The organism is Aliikangiella marina, from assembly GCF_007004765.1.
In the GTDB taxonomy this organism is placed as follows: domain Bacteria; phylum Pseudomonadota; class Gammaproteobacteria; order Enterobacterales; family Kangiellaceae; genus Aliikangiella; species Aliikangiella marina.
This window is the reverse complement of sequence record NZ_VIKR01000002.1, coordinates 199915-217424: the sequence shown is the minus strand read 5'-3', so window position 1 is coordinate 217424 and position 17510 is coordinate 199915. Positions and strand designations below refer to the sequence as shown.

Annotated in this window: 17 protein-coding genes and 1 riboswitch; of the genes, 11 read left to right on the top strand and 6 right to left on the bottom strand. The window is 41.8% G+C overall.

Annotation, left to right across the window (positions count from 1 at the left end; genetic code table 11):
- Nucleotides 1-217 precede the first annotated feature (217 nt).
- Nucleotides 218-1843, top strand: coding sequence for an alpha/beta fold hydrolase (locus tag FLL45_RS07195; protein ID WP_142941359.1), 1626 nt, complete (start codon nt 218-220; stop codon nt 1841-1843).
- 155 nt (nt 1844-1998) lie between these two features.
- Here FLL45_RS07195 and FLL45_RS07190 read toward each other — a convergent pair whose 3' ends face one another.
- Both FLL45_RS07190 and FLL45_RS07185 read right to left on the bottom strand, forming a co-directional pair.
- Nucleotides 1999-2433 carry an SRPBCC family protein gene (locus tag FLL45_RS07190; RefSeq protein WP_142941358.1) on the bottom strand — a complete coding sequence of 145 codons (435 nt, stop codon included), beginning with the start codon at nt 2431-2433 and terminating at the stop codon, nt 1999-2001.
- A gap of 37 nt (nt 2434-2470) precedes the next feature.
- A complete protein-coding gene (locus FLL45_RS07185) occupies nt 2471-3070 on the bottom strand; it encodes a YdeI/OmpD-associated family protein (RefSeq protein WP_142941357.1) in 600 nt (199 codons plus the stop codon).
- 277 nt (nt 3071-3347) lie between these two features.
- Between FLL45_RS07185 and FLL45_RS07180 the strand changes: the two genes are divergently transcribed.
- The 4 genes from FLL45_RS07180 to FLL45_RS07165 all read left to right on the top strand — a co-directional run bounded on the left by FLL45_RS07180 (nt 3348) and on the right by FLL45_RS07165 (nt 6267).
- Nucleotides 3348-3716, top strand: a complete 369-nt coding sequence (locus FLL45_RS07180; protein WP_142941356.1) for a DUF3192 domain-containing protein — start codon at nt 3348-3350, stop codon at nt 3714-3716.
- A gap of 265 nt (nt 3717-3981) precedes the next feature.
- Nucleotides 3982-5313 (top strand): cyclic di-GMP phosphodiesterase, encoded by a 1332-nt coding sequence (locus FLL45_RS07175; RefSeq protein WP_142941355.1) that lies wholly within the window; start codon nt 3982-3984, stop codon nt 5311-5313.
- A gap of 13 nt (nt 5314-5326) precedes the next feature.
- Entirely contained in the window at nt 5327-5707 is a 381-nt protein-coding gene (locus FLL45_RS07170) for a PilZ domain-containing protein (RefSeq protein WP_142941354.1), read from the top strand.
- Between the two features lie 89 nt (nt 5708-5796).
- Nucleotides 5797-6267 (top strand): hypothetical protein, encoded by a 471-nt coding sequence (locus FLL45_RS07165; protein WP_142941353.1) that lies wholly within the window; start codon nt 5797-5799, stop codon nt 6265-6267.
- A 21-nt stretch (nt 6268-6288) separates the two neighbouring features.
- Here the strand turns inward: FLL45_RS07165 and FLL45_RS07160 are convergent, their stop codons facing one another.
- Nucleotides 6289-7833: a tetratricopeptide repeat-containing sulfotransferase family protein gene (locus tag FLL45_RS07160; protein WP_142941352.1), complete on the bottom strand. Its 1545-nt coding sequence runs from the start codon at nt 7831-7833 to the stop codon at nt 6289-6291.
- A gap of 153 nt (nt 7834-7986) precedes the next feature.
- Between FLL45_RS07160 and FLL45_RS07155 the strand changes: the two genes are divergently transcribed.
- Nucleotides 7987-8592 carry a porin family protein gene (locus FLL45_RS07155; RefSeq protein ID WP_142941351.1) on the top strand — a complete coding sequence of 202 codons (606 nt, stop codon included), beginning with the start codon at nt 7987-7989 and terminating at the stop codon, nt 8590-8592.
- Between the two features lie 151 nt (nt 8593-8743).
- Here FLL45_RS07155 and FLL45_RS07150 read toward each other — a convergent pair whose 3' ends face one another.
- Nucleotides 8744-9088 (bottom strand): MGMT family protein, encoded by a 345-nt coding sequence (locus FLL45_RS07150; RefSeq protein ID WP_142941350.1) that lies wholly within the window; start codon nt 9086-9088, stop codon nt 8744-8746.
- 110 nt (nt 9089-9198) lie between these two features.
- Here FLL45_RS07150 and FLL45_RS07145 point away from each other — a divergent pair, with 110 nt between their 5' ends.
- A complete protein-coding gene (locus FLL45_RS07145; RefSeq protein ID WP_142941349.1) occupies nt 9199-9996 on the top strand; it encodes a M48 family metallopeptidase in 798 nt (265 codons plus the stop codon).
- Nucleotides 9997-10122: 126 nt separating this feature from the next.
- Here the strand turns inward: FLL45_RS07145 and FLL45_RS07140 are convergent, their stop codons facing one another.
- Both FLL45_RS07140 and FLL45_RS07135 read right to left on the bottom strand, forming a co-directional pair.
- Nucleotides 10123-10563, bottom strand: coding sequence for a DUF3718 domain-containing protein (locus FLL45_RS07140; protein WP_142941348.1), 441 nt, complete (start codon nt 10561-10563; stop codon nt 10123-10125).
- 65 nt (nt 10564-10628) lie between these two features.
- Nucleotides 10629-10735: riboswitch (cyclic di-GMP riboswitch) on the bottom strand.
- A gap of 99 nt (nt 10736-10834) precedes the next feature.
- On the bottom strand, nt 10835-13180 hold the full coding sequence (locus tag FLL45_RS07135) for a tetratricopeptide repeat protein (protein ID WP_142941346.1): 2346 nt from the start codon (nt 13178-13180) through the stop codon (nt 10835-10837).
- A gap of 87 nt (nt 13181-13267) precedes the next feature.
- Here FLL45_RS07135 and FLL45_RS07130 point away from each other — a divergent pair, with 87 nt between their 5' ends.
- The 4 genes from FLL45_RS07130 to FLL45_RS07115 are packed head-to-tail and all read left to right on the top strand — an operon-like array spanning nt 13268 to nt 17263.
- A complete protein-coding gene (locus tag FLL45_RS07130; protein WP_246075799.1) occupies nt 13268-14197 on the top strand; it encodes a TatD family hydrolase in 930 nt (309 codons plus the stop codon).
- Entirely contained in the window at nt 14106-14903 is a 798-nt protein-coding gene (locus tag FLL45_RS07125) for an esterase/lipase family protein (protein ID WP_281282198.1), read from the top strand. The genes FLL45_RS07130 and FLL45_RS07125 overlap by 92 nt, the downstream gene beginning before the upstream one ends.
- A gap of 9 nt (nt 14904-14912) precedes the next feature.
- Nucleotides 14913-15374 carry a GFA family protein gene (locus FLL45_RS07120; RefSeq protein WP_142941342.1) on the top strand — a complete coding sequence of 154 codons (462 nt, stop codon included), beginning with the start codon at nt 14913-14915 and terminating at the stop codon, nt 15372-15374.
- Nucleotides 15375-15376: 2 nt separating this feature from the next.
- Nucleotides 15377-17263, top strand: coding sequence for an MFS transporter (locus FLL45_RS07115; RefSeq protein ID WP_142941340.1), 1887 nt, complete (start codon nt 15377-15379; stop codon nt 17261-17263).
- Nucleotides 17264-17510 lie beyond the last annotated feature (247 nt).

Sequence of the window (17510 nt, the reverse complement as noted above, 5' to 3'; positions counted from 1 at the left end):
CAGCTTTTCTTAATTAAATTTTTCTCAACCGAAGACGCTGCATTCCAAATCAAAATACTGTTCGCGTTACAAATTTTAAAACCATCACTTTTCGTCTTTCAAGCATACAGAATTGAGATATTTAGCTTACGCCAGCCTGATTGTGTACTAGGCTCATGCAACTGGTTTAAGGTCGTACCAGTCATCCTAATTAACAATAATCATAGGACCTAATGCCATGCGTGAGATATTTATAAAGCTTGTTTTAACCTGGAGTCTGCTATTCGGAAGTACCCATTACGCTCTTGCTAATATTTGTTTTGAGTTACCGTCTGTCTCCTCTCCAAAGTTTGAATTTGACGACAGTATCACTGTCACCTCTTTAGATAACGTTTCAATTGCCGCAAATTTGTTTACACCAACATCACCACCCCCTAGTGATGGCTACCCAGCGATTATTTTCGTCAACAGCTGGGTTTTAGACGAACATGAATATATTTTGCAGGCCGCACAGTTTGCTAAAAAAGGTTATTTAGTTTTTAGTTACAGCGCCAGAGGTTGGGGTTGTTCGGGCGGCCAAGTCAACGTTGTTGGCGATAAAGATATGCAAGATTTATCAGCGGTCGTAGATTGGCTTCAAGCTAACACTGCAGTTGATTCAAATAATATCGGGATCAGTGGGATTTCATATGGTTCAGGAATCAGCTTGATGGGGCTAGCAAAAGAGCCACGAATCAAAACCGCTGTTGCAATGAGCACCTGGGGCTCATTAACCGATTCGCTCTATCAACACCAAACTCCCCGATCATTCTGGGGATTCTTTTTAGTGGCCAGTGGTTTTGTTACCGCCAACATGGATCCCATTATTGCGCAAAACTACCAAAACCTTTTAATTAATCAAAATATTACAGAGACACTCAATTGGGCTGAGGAGCGCTCGGTGGTCAATTTCGTGGATTTAATTAACGAGCGCAACGCGCCCGTTTACCTTGCTAATAACTTTGGTGATAACTTGTTCCAACCCAATAATCTCTTGAAGTTTTATCAACAGTTGACTGGCCCTAAACGCATCGACCTAAATCAAGGAACGCATGCCAGCGGCGAGGGATTCGGACTCGTGGGCTTAGAAAGTTACACTTGGGATAACACCCATCGCTGGTTCGATTACTGGTTAAAGAATATTGATACAGGAATAATGCAACAACAACCGGTAACAATGCTCGTTGATCTCAAAAACAAACGAGATGAATACTCTGACTACCCTTTACCCGGTCAGTCAAATGAAACATTTTATTTGGGTGCGAGAGGAGTGTTTTCAAATGGAGACTTAAGGGATTCTCCTTATAGACCTTGGTGGGGAAAAACCAACACGATTTATAGCGGACTCGATACCCTCGCGACAACCGGGATTCCCGTTTTATCAGCCATTTTAGATGCTCATATCAAAACCCCGGTAAAGACTCCCATGGGGCTTATAAGCCGGACCAATGGCATTGTCTTCGATACACCAAAACTTAGCCAGACGATGAAAATAAGAGGAATTCCTAAAGTCAAACTAAACCTGCGTCCCTCATTCAGCAAGATGCAAATAGTCGGATATCTTTATGATATTGCGCCCAATGGTGTGGGTACGCTGATTACTCATGGTCCGGTAACCACCTACAATGCAAACCCTGGAAAAACGCAATCGATCGAGTGGGAACTTGTGGCGACGGCTTACGATGTACCAGCCGGTCATAAACTGGGGATCGCTTTTGATACTTTTGATTTACTCTATGGCATTCCCACTATTTTGCCTTACAACGTGAAATTTAAATTTAGCAAAGGATTGGATTCGACATTAACTATTCCAACCGTCGACTAATACTTTCACTAAAAAGTAACTTGATGCCTCTCCTAATCGTTATCTAGGAGAGGTGTCTTGACCCTCTCAACTTGTTAACAATTTCTCAAACATTAAATACCCATTTTTAAGCCAACTCGCAGCTTAAAGTATGTTTTTTCACCAATGTTTTGAAGCTATTTTTCGGCAAACGTTTTAAAGCTTTGCATAAACTTTAAAGACTCTTTTTTAAATGCACCAGGCATTAAGAACATCATTAATTTCATCAATAACTTATCACTTTTAAATTCATTAACAGATTTCCATCGCGTGGTATTCTCGTTGACTTCTGTGAACAAATTTTTGTTTTCATTCCACATACCATCGGTCGTATATACTCCCGTGAATTCATCTGGAAGATTTCTTACCGTGATTGTTTCAATCATCTCGCAATTATTCTTGCCGGTACTTACTACAATTTTTGATTGAGCACCAACTTGACCCGGTTCACCACTCATAGGCTCAAAGATTACAAGTCCCGGCATCCATTTTTTCAAATTTTCTGTGTCATCAAACAAAGCAATCACTTTATCTCTCGGTAAGTTCACATCGATTTCTATTTCATATTTCATTATTCATTCCTCGATCGTTAGTTTTTCCTTATTATGATTAACAACTGCGGTATTTATCGTTTAAACCAATGCCTTTCAAGATCATCGGAATACACTTTTGCAACCGACTCTGGCGGGTCGATTCACGCTTAGCAGCTCCAATATGCTCGGCATATTCTTTTCGTTTATAGGGCGTCAAAGCGGCAAACTGACCCGCGAGAGCTTCATCCTGGTCTAACGCTGTTTGCAGCTCAATTGGAATTTCCAATTTGGTTTGTGAGCTCGTTTTAGGTACAACTTTCCCTGCTTTTTGAAGTGCTATTGCTTCTTTAAGGTAAGGGAGTATTTGATTGGACTTAATATCCTTGGCTTCACTAAAGCGCCATTGCCTCATCGCTTTAGTTTTACCCGCTTGCGCATTAATCAATTTTTTATTGGCATCCTTTAACAGAGAACCATTAAAAAACCACAGTCCGACGTATGACTTAAATGCGCCAATTCCAACAACATTTTTGTTATCAATGGTATAGGTTGGCGCCCCCCACTTAAAGGTTTCTGTTAGTTCCGTCGTTAGAATAATATTTCTGAGTTTTTCGATCGCCGGTCGCCAGTCGGGATGTGCATCAATAAAAGAATTAACCGTTTTTGAACGTTGCATATCAGTCACCTGTGAAAAATCCGATTAACACAATAGCACAAGGGATATTACGCCTCATCACTCAAGTTCGCTAGCGCAGACGCAAACGCCGCATGCAAGACGGTTCGGTCAAATAGGACTTGAGGTCTGTCTAAGCCTATCTACCAATGCCCATGTCACAATTTGTAATACTTTGCTTATTGGCCCCTAGCTGAGCTAGTGTTATACTTCAACAACACACCTTAATCGCTAGGCGAGTCAATTGAAAACGCCTATTTTTCAATATCGGGAGTTATACATGAAGTACCTAACCAACATTGCCATCAGTGCATTTCTTGCCAGCAGCTTAACCGGTTGCGTGATTATTGATACCGATGACGGCTGGGAAGGCTATAGTAGTTGGAAGTCTCGTCAAGAGGATAACCGCAAGGCAATCAGCAACTTAGAGCTTGGAACGGAACGCAGCGCTATTGTCAGCGAACTCGGCGCGCCTGATTTTTCAGAAGCCTTCACTGCGGGACAAGATCAATATCGAGTACTCTACTACCGAACTCATCACACAGAGTCGGATGGTGATACGACCAAAGACGAAACGACACCTTTGATTTTCAAGAACAATACCTTGATTGGCTGGGGTAACGAAGCGCTTTCTAGTATCAAAAACTAAGAATCACAGGCGAGCGCAAACTAACGGCTTGCTCTCGCCGCTTATTTTCATTCAGTAAAAGCCGCTTTTCTGCTGGCAACTATTGCACAATTTGAATCGCCTCATGGAATATTTTTTCATTCCAGTCTGAAGAAAACTATCTATACTTATCAGTACTTCTGATTAGTATCTCTTGGTAAAGTTTCTTGGCAAAATTTGTCTGCAAATGTTTATTCGCTGTCTCGCTGCCACTTAGCAGCTTTATAAAATAAATATCTGGATTTTAATGTCGACTGAATTAGATGAAAAACAAGTATTTGTTGATGAACTGGAAATTGGGATGTTCGTGACTCGTCTCGACCGTCCGTGGGAAGAAACTGAGTTTTTATTACAAGGATTTTTAATTGAAACACCTGAGGATTTAGAAGCCTTAGCAAGCCAGTGCAGATACGTCTTTATCGAACGTAAGTCAAGGATCGTCAAATCTCCACCAATCTTTGGAAAAGTCGAGCGCAGAAAGCAAAAGCTCGGACTATTTGCACGTGCAAAAAAAGCACTCAAAAAGAAAACCGCTTCAACTCAATCAGCCCATTTAGCATCAACAGCTCAACCACAGTCTGCGCCGCAGAACAAAGTTACCTACATCAACAAAGTCACCGTTGATAAAGAGTTCAATTCGGCAAAACAAAGCTATACCTATGCCAAGCTTACCGCAAAAAACATTATGGAAGGCATCCGTATTGGCCGAACTATTGATATTAATGAATGCCGCAAAGCAGTAGACCAAATCGTTGATAGTATTATCCGCAACTCTAATGCTTTGGTATGGTTAAGCAAGCTGAAAAGTAAAGACGAATATACTGCGGAACATGCCATAAATGTTTGCATTTTGTCCGTTGCCTTTGCTCGTTACCTTGGATTTGAAGAAAAAGAAATTCGAAAAGTCGGTCTTTGCGGTTTGTTACATGATGTCGGTAAAGCCAAAATACCTGACGAGATTTTACTTAAAGAAGGTCGCTTCACTGACGACGAGTTTGAGCTAATGAAGTCTCACTCTTTACTGGGTCGAGATTTATTGATGACCATGCCAGATATCGACCTTATCGCAATTGATGTCGCTTATTGCCACCATGAGCGCCCTGATGAGTCTGGATATCCTCGCGGATTAAAACGGCATCAAATACCTTACTATGCCATGCTAATCGCTATCACAGATGCGTATGACGCTATCACAAGCAGTCGCTGCTATGACGACGGTCGCTCCTCTATGGAAGCCCTAGATATCATTTACAAAAATCGCGGGCGACAGTTTGACGAAGAACTGGCTCTCGAGTTTATTAAGTGTATCGGAGTCTACCCTCCAGGCTCTATTGTTGAAATGACTAATGGTGAAGTTGGAATAGTTATCGCCACAAATCCTGAAGTAAAACTGCGCCCTCGGTTAGTTATTGTGTTGGATGAAAATAAAAATAAATGTCACCAAAAGGTCGTGAATTTATTGAACAATCCGGTCGATTCCAGCGGCAATTTATACAATATATCAAGCGAACTTCCTAACGGAAAATTTGGGGTTGATATCCGTCAATACCTAAAAAAAGGGTTAAAACTGAGTAAATAAACGGACAAAACTAGTGGAAGAACGGCGCAACATACCAAGATATTTATGTACTGATGACTTTAGTGACAGTGAAGTCAGTATCAATAACAGGAAGTATCAACTGATTTCCACAAACTTTAATCGAAATGGAATTGCGCTGTATTCGAATGAAAGATTACCTGAAATCAGCAGCTGTCTGATTAGCTTCACATTTCGCCACGAAGAAGGCAATATTGAATTGAGTGACATTCCCTGTAAAATTAAGCATCGCCACGAAACCGAAGTTGGCTGTCAATATGGCATTCAGTTTTTGACCGAAGCGGAAAGCGAAGACTCGCGCGCTAAATTATTAACTCTAGTGGAAGCGTTTCTCGCAGCTGCTACCAACAATGAAGATCGCTACGGGTTAGAATAGTTTTGCATCGACAAACTAAACAAACATTCAGTTTGAATTCACTTTCAGCATGCTAGCATACTGTCTTGATTAGTCTAAAGGAATTAACAATGTCACTTTGGAGCCGCTCAATGCCGACAGCGATAACGTTGTTAGCGATGTCTGCCTGTTCTCATCATGGGGTAAATCCCAACGATATCAATCAGCTCGTCGAAGTCAGTTATGCCAAGGTTCTAGCAACGAAACCCATAACATTCGACAGTAAAGCTGATGAGGCCGCCGCTATGGGAGCGCTGGAAGGTGCAATTGACGCTGCACATTACGGTGATGGTGATGATGTTGTCGCTGGCGCTATCGGTGGAGCCTTGGTTTCTGCACTAATGACATCACTTGAAGAGGGTGGTAACAAAGGACTCTTGTTGACACTTAAAGATACTGACGAGCAAGCGCTTAATTTACTCGTCAAACGCAAAGATATCGTCGCCGGTGATTGCTTACGCCTTATTCAAGGCGAATCCGTTTCAATTGACCATGTAGAGCCAAGATATTGTGAAAAAGCGAGCCTCCATACAGCTAAGTAATCGACCCAAGTTTCTTGGCGTTTAGGTATACTTAGCTAGTGCTACTTCAAAAGGCTTTAATTCTTCTTCAAAATCTTGCCATGCTTCAATTGATGAGTCATAAATCGGTTTTCTAACTTGTTGCCGACTGATCGTATGAACAGCAGTAGTCTGCTGAAAAAACGCTAAACATGTATCACTCCATGATAATCCCAATGAACTAATGACTGGCTCAAGACTCTCTTTTGGGTTTCGAACTAGATTTTCATATTCAATTTCAAACATCGAAATACCCATTTGTAACCAATGTTGGATAAGTTTTTGATATTGATGGTAATACAAAGCAAACTCTTCCAAATCACAAAAATAAGGTTCATTTTCAGCAAAGTAATTTCTAAAAATTGAAAAAGCTATCGCTCTCGGCTCTCTTGTTACATGGAGTATTGTTGCGTTGGGGAAAATCAGCTTTATTAATCCAAGAGACTGAAAATTTGCTGGCATTTTATCAATCACATAACGGGCATTAGCATGACCGGATGCTAACTTACTTAAGTAGCCTTCTCCGGCTTTTGACAACAACTCTGGATCACAAATCGACATCAGTTCAGGATAGCTCGTTTGAGTGTGTTCAACGAGATAATCAACAACTTCCGAAGCGATATAGTCGGTTTCTCCAGCGGTTTCAATTTCAGGATAGCAAGTAAGTATTTGTTCTATGAGTGTTGTACCAGCTCGAGGCATTCCAACAATAAAGAGAGGCGATATAGAAGCATGTCGTTCCTGTTTTATTGTATTCTTCATGGAACTGATAAAGGGCGAATTGGCGAGCAGATTTTGGTCAAAATATTCTCGTAGTTTTTTAAAAAAAGGCAGCATTTCTACAGTGCGAAATTCACAGTTAGACAACTGGTATTGATTCGCTTTTTTCCAATCCTCAAATGCCAATTGATGCGACCGTCGTTTGAAGTTGCAGTTCGCACTCGCAAAGTATAGCTCGCATATTTCTCGACTAGTGCTGACAGGCAAACTGTCTTTCGAACTTTGTTCAGTGGCGACAACCTCTATCGCGTCTCTTACAATATCATGCAACTCACCGACGATAGTTTCAGCCTCTGGCTCTTTTAATAGCTCACTTAACGACAGTAATGCCCCACTATGATATGGACTAATCTCCAAGCATCTGTTTAAAGCGACTTCTGCGCTTTTTATTTGATTCGTCGCTAACAAGTATCTCGCATATTTAAAAACCACATGGACTGAAGATGGAAACTTGTCAATCGCTCGCTGAAACACAGCTTGTGCTTTTTCTAACTCGCCCCGCTCAAACAGAAAGTTAGCGAATGCTAGTAAAGGACCAGACTGTTTTGGCGCTAAAAAAGCCGCTTTACCTAACAATTGAAAGGCCTGGTCAAATTGTCCTGTTTTATCCGCTAAGGTACCTAGCGCCCATAAACCATCAGAGTTGTTAGGTTGCACCTTTAGCAGCGAGCGAATCATCTCTTCCGCATCAACAAACTTTTTATGCTCGATAAGTTCAAATACTGCCTGTAGGTTAAAGATGGAGAACTCCTTAGTCTCTAATTTCATACCAAATTAAACTTGTTGTGAATTAATTACACCAAACAAGTTAACGGTTTATAATCGATAAATAAGTCGATACAATGCCGGTCCATTTGGGCGCTTACTTCAAATGGGTAATTCAATTATTTGAATGCTTTATAAATTACCATGGAAATAATAATGAAGAGAATAATATTTTTAAGCTTGGGGATAATTTTATCACTAAATGTAAACGCGAATGACGAGACATCGAGTAACGAAAGTGTCTACGAACGTTCAGGTTGGTTTTTCTCGGGTGGGCAAATGAATTTTGACTCAGCCGTGGCGGAACAGCAAGGAATCAAAGATTCTTCCTTCTACCTTAATTTAGGGTATGAAGGACACAAAGGTGCTCTCGCTTATGGATTTGGCATGAGCGGTTTGATCTTATCGGACGACAACAGTTTCACACAACGCGTTGTTGACAATTTTGGTAATACATCAACTGCCAGTTCATCAGCAGACGCTTTTGGTTTTTACGGTGAACTCGGCTATAGCATGGATTTTGAGAGCGGCGGAAAATCATTCGACATTCTGGCTGGCCTCGAAGCCATCAACGCGAGTCGCGGCATCAGTAACTGCTCAAACTGCTTCTCAGAGGATATCGATTTAAGTTCTGGTTTATATATAAAACCGAGGTTTCGCTTTTATGCTGAATCAGGCTTTGTTTTTAGCTTTGACTATCATCAGTACTTGAGTGGTGACATAGAAAACGGCTTCAGCCTCAACTTTTCTTGGACCAACTAGCTAATCCCTAATTAGGGCTGAAGTATCAGCCCTAATGATTATCTTGATCGCCAAGGGGCGTCGGCCATACTTTATCGCCTAACCCTCTCTTCACCAAATAAAATCCCCCCCTTCTCATACTGTATCTGGCGAAACGAGCCACCGATGAGTTTCAAAACGCCATCGACAATAATTCTCCAAGTTCTGGTTGCCAAGCATACTTGGATAGGTCGACTTTATTCGATAAAACTACGACATTCTCATCCATCAAACGCAGTTTTTGTCGTTGTGCGTTCTCACTGTTGACATCAAAAGCAAGATGTCCAGAACTCCGTAGGACTCTGTGCCAAGGAAGATTCAACGAACTCGGCGCTTCTCGAAGAGACTTTCCAACTAATCTAGCTCTACCAGGCAGTCCTGCTAGGTCGGCAATTTGTCCGTAACTGGCAACTTTTCCACGAGGAATCAAAGCGACAGTGCGATAAATTCTCTCTTGCTTACTTATTGGCTGGCTCATCTTTATGGGTAAAACGGTGATCGACTTCCTGAGTATCCGACTTTCTGTTATCTTTAACAAGTCTCATATTAATGCTTAATGCTTTCACACCTTTATAACGGAATATCCTCATGAAACACTATTCGCTAATTGTCATCTTTCTTACAATTGCATTGACAACCTTGACCGCATGTCAAAAAAACCTTGCGGGAAGAACTCAGTTTATGCTGGTTACGGAATCAAGTGCTATTGAAGCTTCGAAACAGGCTTACGTAGACACTCTAAGTCCGCTCCAACAAGCAGGCAAAGTCGACAACAATCCTAAAATGGTTCAGCGCGTCAATCGCATCACCGACAAACTAATTCAAGAAGCCATAAAAAAGCGTCCTGAAACTAAAGACTGGGCATGGAGTGTTAAAGTTATTGATGAACCAAACACGGTTAATGCTTGGTGTATGGCTGGCGGGAAAATGGCTATCTACACAGGCTTAATTAACAAACTGAATGCAACCGACGATGAAATTGCTCAGGTAATGGGACATGAAATTTCGCATGCTTTACTCAATCACTCAGCGGAACGCATGTCACTCGCCATGGCTAATAATATGGCACTATCGCTACTGCAAAAGTCAATTGATGCTGGTGAGCAAGGGATGGCATTAGCCAATGCCGCAGCCCAAGTCGCACTCACGTTACCTAATAGCCGACAAGGCGAAAAAGATGCGGATAAAGTCGGTATAGAGCTAGCCGCTAAAGCAGGATTTGATCCGAATGCAGCAGTAACTTTATGGCAAAAAATGGCAAAAAATAGTGGGAGTGGAGGCTTCGAGTTTCTGAGTACACATCCTTCCCCTGAAAACCGCCAAGAAAAACTTAAAAAAATGATCCCGCTAATGATGCCATACTATCAAGCGGCAAAAGGTCAGTAAGGCTCTGGAGAAAATAAAGAACAAGCGAAATACAAAAGAGTTAAAACTTAGTTTAGAAATGCCAAAGTCACAATCTAACAATCAACCGCTTGATGCAGATTGTGACCTTGGGACCTGCAGAATAAATTACGAAGCGATTTTTGATTTGATTTCGTCGAGGATCGCTTGAGTTTTTGAAGTGTCTTTAACACCCCCAGCCGCTAATGCGCTTTCCGACCATTCAACAACCGACTGACCATCATGCTCTTTGGCTGTGATATGCTCTTTCTTAATCTTGCGAATTAGAAATTTTGAAATATCGGTAGAACCATAGAACGATGCAGCTCTTAGCAAACTACCACCACTAAAGTCGCCTTCTGGTTGACAGACAAGACCATCATAGACTTTACGCAAATTTAAGTTTGATGATTTAAGTTTTTTTCTCAATGCTGAGCGATTATTGCTTTTGACAAATTCACAAACAGAAGCAGATAAACGATCTAAGTTAGCAATGTTAACAGAAGCTTTTGCCGATGGTACAAACAATAAACACGTCGCAACAATTGCGAAGGCAAACAAGTTTTTCACTGTGGATGTCTCCTAAAAAGTTTTTCAATAGGAGATAAGAGCATACGGAAGGTACATTGACTCTTCATGGTAACCCCGCTGCCTTGTACCAATGTGTCTGAATAACATTACTGGTGGTTAGGCCGGTAGTTTTGCGCCCTTTAACTTTCGTAAAAGGTTGCCCTTATCTAGAAGCGGGGCGAATTCTAACGAAATTTGATTAAATTACAAGCAATTTCAACAATAATTTTGTAAAACGAATGTAAACACAGTGTAAAAAACCAACAATCCCTTATTGCTGGCGGCTTACAAGGCGCTCTTTTACCTGGAGATAGTGTTTAAAGTCTCGATATTCACGATCGGCGTTACCCCAAATTACCGCGACTTTTTGCAATGCCTGTTCAGCCTTATCGATTTCTCCCACCGATAAATGATACTCCGCTAGCGTCACATGTGCTTGCGGGAAACTGGGATGTTGAACGATAACTTCCTCAAGTAACTCATAAGCTTGACTCGTTTGACCCGTCTTCACTTGTACTCTAGCGAGTTTCACCTTTTGCATCAGAACGGCATCCTCATCTTGTGAATTGACGACGTTGCCTAACACAAATTTTAAGGCTCTTTCATGTAGCTCTTGGGCGAGCTGATAATTCTGGTTTAATTCAGCAAGTTCGCCTTTCGAAGATTCTAAGATACTATTGAAAAGTGGATTGGGATATTCTTCCAAATAGGCTTGGATAATTTGCAAGTACTCCTCTACTTTTTGAGTATCCTCTTTGATCACATAAAGATTTAAATAACCGACGTCAATTATCCCATCAACGGGTGGTTGCAATTGGCTTTTAACTTGCGCCAACTCTACAAGGCCTTCATCAAACCGTCCAATGTTCGCTAAGTAAAAACTCTTTGGGAATTTAACTCGGAATATTTGCAACAAAGGCGGTAAGTGACTCATATGCAACTTCATTTCTTCGACTAGCTCAAGGGCTCTCTCCATTTGACCAAGATAGGAATGGTGCCTTAGTAATCCGCCCAGTATGACAAATTTCTCTGGAGAAGAAGGAGACTCTACTAACAAGCGATTTAAGTAATCTTCCGCAGCCTGAAAGTTGCCCAATTTAAAATCTACTTTCGCGCGCAACAAAGCCGCAGTGCCATTATTGCGCTCAAGCAGTAAAACTTTATCTATAATCGCATTGGCTTCTGCAAACTTTCCGTCTCGTTGATAAATTTCAGCTAATTGATTGAGTGCGCCTGTATCATTGGGTTGTAATCGATCATACTCAAGCAAACTTTCAATCGCTTTATCAAGTCGATTACTCAAAAGAAACAAATTCGCCAGATTTTTGAGAATAGAATAATCTTGTGGCTTTAATTCTCTTAACTTTAATAAATGCAACAACGCTTTTTCTGGATCGAGTCCCGTTATCAGGAGCAAATTTGCTGAAGCTTCGCGAGCCTCAACATTTTCTGGCTCAATTTCAATCCACATATCGAAGACTTTAATTTGGTTGCCATACTCTCCTCTCAGTCCATAAGCCATCGCTTTATAACGAAATTGATCTTGTGGCGTAAACTTATATTCATGTTTCATCGCCTCAGAAAGCGCACGTGCGGCCTCAATACCACTCCCCATCATTTGGTTGACTTGTGCCAACCTTGCATAGGCGTCGGCAAAACTAAAATCAAGAGCCACGGCTTCTTCTAATAACTTTTTTGCAGCCGGATAATTGTTTTCGACAAAAATCTTTACGTTCGATTCCACCCTTTTTTGAATCGCCTCTAGCGACTCGCTAATATGTTCCGCCACCGGTAAATCACTGGTGCGATCCTCTAGGGTATCCGGAACTTCAAAAGTATCTTTTACTGCATTTGTCAGCTCGTCAATCAACAGCAAATAGTTGTCGCCCTTAACACTATGAGTCGCAATTTTTTCGCCTGATTTGGCTTGATAGATCTCTAAAGTGAGCTCGTAGATGCCAGCGTTCACTTTATAAAAGCCATTCAATACATACTGATCAAAATTATCTCTAGCGATCTTGAGTTGCAATGACTTAGGAATTCGAAGCCCATTGGTAAATCCTGCTGCTTTAAAGTCAGCAAACAATTGGTAATCATCGAATGGGGTATAACCAGAAATAAATAAACTGCGATTAAGGTCTTTGTTCAACAACCAAGGTAGTCCATATTGCAACCAGTCCTCTTCTGAACTTTGACTCTGATTTCGCCAGAAAAACCCAACCACCTGTTTTCGGTAGCCTTGCTTGGCGACCTCAAAGGTTCGTTGCACCCCGGTTTCATCAACCACTAATTTCGTTTCCGTCGCAACAACCGGATTTACAAAGTAGAACATCGCTCCAATTGCGATAATCAAATTAGTCGGAACAACAAAAAAGGTGGGCTTTTTCCAAGGATCACGACCTGGCTGACCGTACTGATAGGCGAGATAACAGACTGAAGGTACGAAGAAAACCATCCCAATGAAAATATACGAAGTAATTTCCGGCATCAAATTGAACCGATCGACCATCCAATCGCCAATCTCGATCATCATCCAGGTCGCAGCAATATAAAGTCCAAGTATCTGAGGCACTCGGCGTTGCAGTAATGTTTTTATCAGCGATTGCTCTTGCTTCATTTGTTTTCTTCCCTAAAAGACCCTACCTTCCGAGTCTATTTTCTGCTGCTAGTATACAAGTATTTGAAACTTATCAAAATAATCTCTATGCCTAAGGGGCCACATTTCTTTGCAATTGTAGAAGCAACAAGCCTACTATTGTCGTTAGCAGCTGACTCAGTTGGCGATAAGCGTGAAAAGTTACAGAAAAGTGACCATGAGGAAATGGCAAATATGACACATCAGTGGGTCGATATCGGCATAAATCTGACCAATAAAAGGTATGATAAAGATCGCGATAGTGTTGTCACTAGCGCAATCGCTGGCGGGGTGACCAAACTCATCATAACGGGCACTAATGTTAAAGAAAGCCAGGCCGCCAGCAAGATAGCGCAATCTCAACCGACTCATTTATATGCTACAGCGGGTTGCCACCCACATGATTCAAGTAGTTTGAATGAATCGGGTTTACAAGTACTCAAAACACTACTCGAGTTGCCCAACGTCGTCGCGGTTGGCGAGTGCGGCTTAGATTTCAATCGTAACTTCTCGACACCTGAGGAGCAAATAGCGGCTTTTACCGCTCAACTAGAACTCGCTACAGATGTCCAAAAACCGTTATTCCTCCATGAGAGAGATGCCTTCGACACCCAGCAATCTCTGCTGCAAAAATATTTGCCGAAAATACCGGGGGGAGTTGCTCATTGTTTCACTGGCAGCAAAGAACATATGCAAGCTTACCTCGATATGGGCCTGTATATTGGCATTACAGGCTGGATATGTGATGAAAGAAGAGGCCTCGAACTACTAGAAAATGTCCACCTAATCCCGGATGACCGAATCCTGCTGGAAACCGATGGTCCTTACTTGACCCCGAGAAACTTAAAACCAAAACCCAAAGGTGGTCGAAACGAGCCTAAATTCTTACCCCACATCGCGGCAAAAGTTGCTCAGGCTAGAGGTCAAACGCTTGCCCAATTATCAACTGTCAGCTATCAAAATAGTTGTCGTTTGTTTCGTTTGGAGTCGGCTCATTAAGCAACAAAAACCGAAATACAATGCACAAGTTATCTTACTTCATGGCTTAGCTCGCACGCCACGAAGTATGGCTAAATTAGCCCGTCATTTATCCCAAAGGAACCTCAGAATATTAAATATCGGCTACAAAGCGGTTTTAAATAATTACCAACAAATACTCGACAAAATCGAGCTTCAAGTCAGTCAATGGCTCGATCCAAATTTACCAGTTCACTTTGTTGGCCATTCATTTGGCGGGATATTGATTAGAGGATTGCTCGCCCGTCACAAATCGTGGGATATCGGACGATGTGTGATGCTCGGTACGCCTAATCAAGGAACTAACACCGCTACGTTCATGTTGTCTCACCGGTGGCTTAAATATTTTGTTCCTAAAGTTACAGCCGATTTAACTCCCAAAAGTCAGCTACTCGAAAATCTCCCAGAACCAGAAATCGAGACAGGCATCATTGCTGGTAATGTTAAATTCAGCCTGGTCATTCCGGTTAGCTGGTATTATAAAAAGGCGACAGGTGATGCCCCCGGTGATGGTGTAGTAGAATTATCTAATACCCAGTGTAGCAATATGACCGACTTTATCGTGATGCCGTTGCACCATTCCTTTATGACATGGGATAGTGACCTAATTGAGCAAGTAACACATTTTATCGAATTTGGCCGATTTACCGACAAATACAAACCAATAATGTCGGAGCGACTCGAATAGGAGCGACTTATGGAACAAAATGCGATTGAAAACAAATCTGTAAACGGTGGATGTTATTGCGGGCGCATCGAATACCAGGTTCAGCTTCCGGTCAAATGGTGTGCTCATTGTCACTGTACCCAGTGCCGGCATATTCAGGGAGCCGCTTTCGTTACCTGGTTTGGGGTTGATAAAAATAACTTTGGCTATCTCAAGGGCGAACAAGATGTGGCATGGTTTGATTCGTCCGCTAAAGCACAGCGGGGACATTGTATTCACTGCGGTACCCCTTTATTTTTTCTCGGTGAAAACTGGCCCGATGAAATCCATATTACCCGAGAATCCTGCAGAGAGGATATTTTACAAAAACCTCAGTTACACGTTTTTTATGATCGACATGTGGATTACTTAAAGCTACATGATGAGCTTGATAAATATGGCGGACCCGATGGCTTCACCCCGATCAATATCCCAGTACCGAGTGGAGAGTAACGATGTCACACGAGCACAACCAGTTTGATCTGCTGCGAGAAAAACGCTACTTGCCTTTTTTTATTACTCAAGCTCTTGGCGCGCTTAATGACAATGTATTTAAAAATGCCCTGGTCATTCTAATAACCTATACAACTGCAACCAAGTTAGGTTTGGACGCGGGAATTCTCGTTAACTTGGCAGCAATTCTTTTTATATTGCCCTTCTTTTTGTTCTCCGCAATAGCCGGTCAATTAGCCGATAAGTACGAGAAATCTCGAACAATGCGTTATATTAAAAAAGCAGAGATTGTTATTATGGCTCTCGCGGTAATTGGCTTTTATCTCGATAATACTTATTGGTTATTATTTGTTTTATTTTTGATGGGGTTTCAGTCGGCCATCTTTGGTCCTTTAAAATTTGGCTACTTACCACAACATTTACACACCGATGAACTTGTTGGTGGAAATGCGTTAGTCGAATCAGGCACTTTTCTTGCGATTCTATTCGGAACAATCATTGGCGGAGTACTTATCGCGCTAGAGCAATACAATCTGGTGGCCATATCGATAACCATCATATTCGTCGCTATCGCAGGTTACGCGTTTAGTCGCAAAATTCCCGAAACACCCGCAGTCGATCCAACCCTGAAAGTCAATTGGAATATCGTGACCGAAAGCTACCGCAATCTCAAATTTACTCGAAACGATAAAACCGTTTTTTTGTGTATTCTTGGTATTTCATGGTTTTGGTTCTATGGTGCAGTTTTCCTTGCACAGATACCAAACTACACCAAAGGAACCCTCGCTGGTTCAGAATCTGTCGCCACCTTATTTTTAACGGCATTTTCCTTAGGCATTGGAATCGGCGCGATGATCTGCGAGAAGCTATCCGCAGGTAGAGTGGAAGCAGGACTTGTTCCTATCGGAGCAATTGGACTCAGTGTTTTTAGCTATGATTTATACCTCGCAAATCAAAATTCCGGACTTGAACCTATCTACGGATACCTTGAATTTCTCCAACAGCCAGGCGCTTGGCGAGTGCTAACAGACGCGACATTCATTGGCATGTTCGGGGGCCTGTTTACTGTCCCTCTTTATGCGATGATTCAACAGATTGGTAATAAAGCGCATATGTCTCGACTGTTTGCAGGGCTTAACATAATGAATGCGCTCTTTATGGTTATCTCTGGCGTTTATGCCATTATAATTCTGCAAGCCGGCTTTACAATTCCCCAATTATTCGCAATCACTTCGGCCATCAATATTCTGGTCGCAATTTATATTTTCTTTAAAGCCCCAGAATTTATATTCCGCTTTATTACTTGGTTACTGGTTAACACAATCTATCGAATTCGTAACGCTAATCTCCAGTTAATACCAAAACATGGCGCCGCAGTTTTAGTATGTAATCATGTTAGTTTTATCGATGCGTTGATTATTGCCGGCTATTGTAAACGTAACATTCGATTCGTGATGTACCACAAGATTTTCAAAGCCCCGATTATCGGTGCATTCTTTAAAATGGCGAATGCAATTCCAATTTCGCCCGCTCACGAAGATGAAGCGTTAATGCAAAGTGCGTTTGATAAAATCGCCGAAGAATTAGAAGCCGGCAAAGTCGTCTGTATATTTCCAGAAGGTAAATTAACACCTGACGGCGAGATCGGTGAATTTAAACCCGGCATTGAAAAGATTATTCAGCGCACTCCAGTGCCCGTTTACCCGCTTGCGCTTGAAGGGCTTTGGGGGACCTGGTTTAGCCGAATAAACGGCACTGCGATGAAAGGTTTACCGAAAAAATTTATGGCCAAAGTTCATTTAGTCGCTGGAGAGCCGGTGAATCCAGAAGACGTAACTGCACCATTACTGCAGCAAAAGGTTGCAGAACTTAAAGCTAGCGCGAGATAGGCTGAGACCTATACATAAAGGTCGATCGGCAAAATGGAAATCTATTCGTTGTTTAAAATACGCTGTGACTCGTTCCAGGAACTTGGTTTGAACACCGCTCATTGCTCTCTGGTAATTGGATTCCCGTTTGTGCAGATCCCTGCCGGGTCGAATTAACTCCGTCGTTCACCCCCTTCTGGTCACGGTGGAATATTGTCGTTAACTCAGCAATATCCAGAGAATAGCCTATAATTTTAAGACTAATGAT

Coding starts and splice junctions, on each gene's coding strand:
- FLL45_RS07195 (WP_142941359.1), top strand. CDS start 218: ATGCGTGAGATATTTATAAAGCTTGTTTTAACCTGGAGTCTGCTATTC.
- FLL45_RS07190 (WP_142941358.1), bottom strand. CDS start 2,433: ATGAAATATGAAATAGAAATCGATGTGAACTTACCGAGAGATAAAGTG.
- FLL45_RS07185 (WP_142941357.1), bottom strand. CDS start 3,070: ATGCAACGTTCAAAAACGGTTAATTCTTTTATTGATGCACATCCCGAC.
- FLL45_RS07180 (WP_142941356.1), top strand. CDS start 3,348: ATGAAGTACCTAACCAACATTGCCATCAGTGCATTTCTTGCCAGCAGC.
- FLL45_RS07175 (WP_142941355.1), top strand. CDS start 3,982: ATGTCGACTGAATTAGATGAAAAACAAGTATTTGTTGATGAACTGGAA.
- FLL45_RS07165 (WP_142941353.1), top strand. CDS start 5,797: ATGTCACTTTGGAGCCGCTCAATGCCGACAGCGATAACGTTGTTAGCG.
- FLL45_RS07160 (WP_142941352.1), bottom strand. CDS start 7,833: ATGAAATTAGAGACTAAGGAGTTCTCCATCTTTAACCTACAGGCAGTA.
- FLL45_RS07155 (WP_142941351.1), top strand. CDS start 7,987: ATGAAGAGAATAATATTTTTAAGCTTGGGGATAATTTTATCACTAAAT.
- FLL45_RS07150 (WP_142941350.1), bottom strand. CDS start 9,088: ATGAGCCAGCCAATAAGTAAGCAAGAGAGAATTTATCGCACTGTCGCT.
- FLL45_RS07145 (WP_142941349.1), top strand. CDS start 9,199: ATGAAACACTATTCGCTAATTGTCATCTTTCTTACAATTGCATTGACA.
- FLL45_RS07135 (WP_142941346.1), bottom strand. CDS start 13,180: ATGAAGCAAGAGCAATCGCTGATAAAAACATTACTGCAACGCCGAGTG.
- FLL45_RS07130 (WP_246075799.1), top strand. CDS start 13,268: ATGCCTAAGGGGCCACATTTCTTTGCAATTGTAGAAGCAACAAGCCTA.
- FLL45_RS07120 (WP_142941342.1), top strand. CDS start 14,913: ATGGAACAAAATGCGATTGAAAACAAATCTGTAAACGGTGGATGTTAT.
- FLL45_RS07115 (WP_142941340.1), top strand. CDS start 15,377: ATGTCACACGAGCACAACCAGTTTGATCTGCTGCGAGAAAAACGCTAC.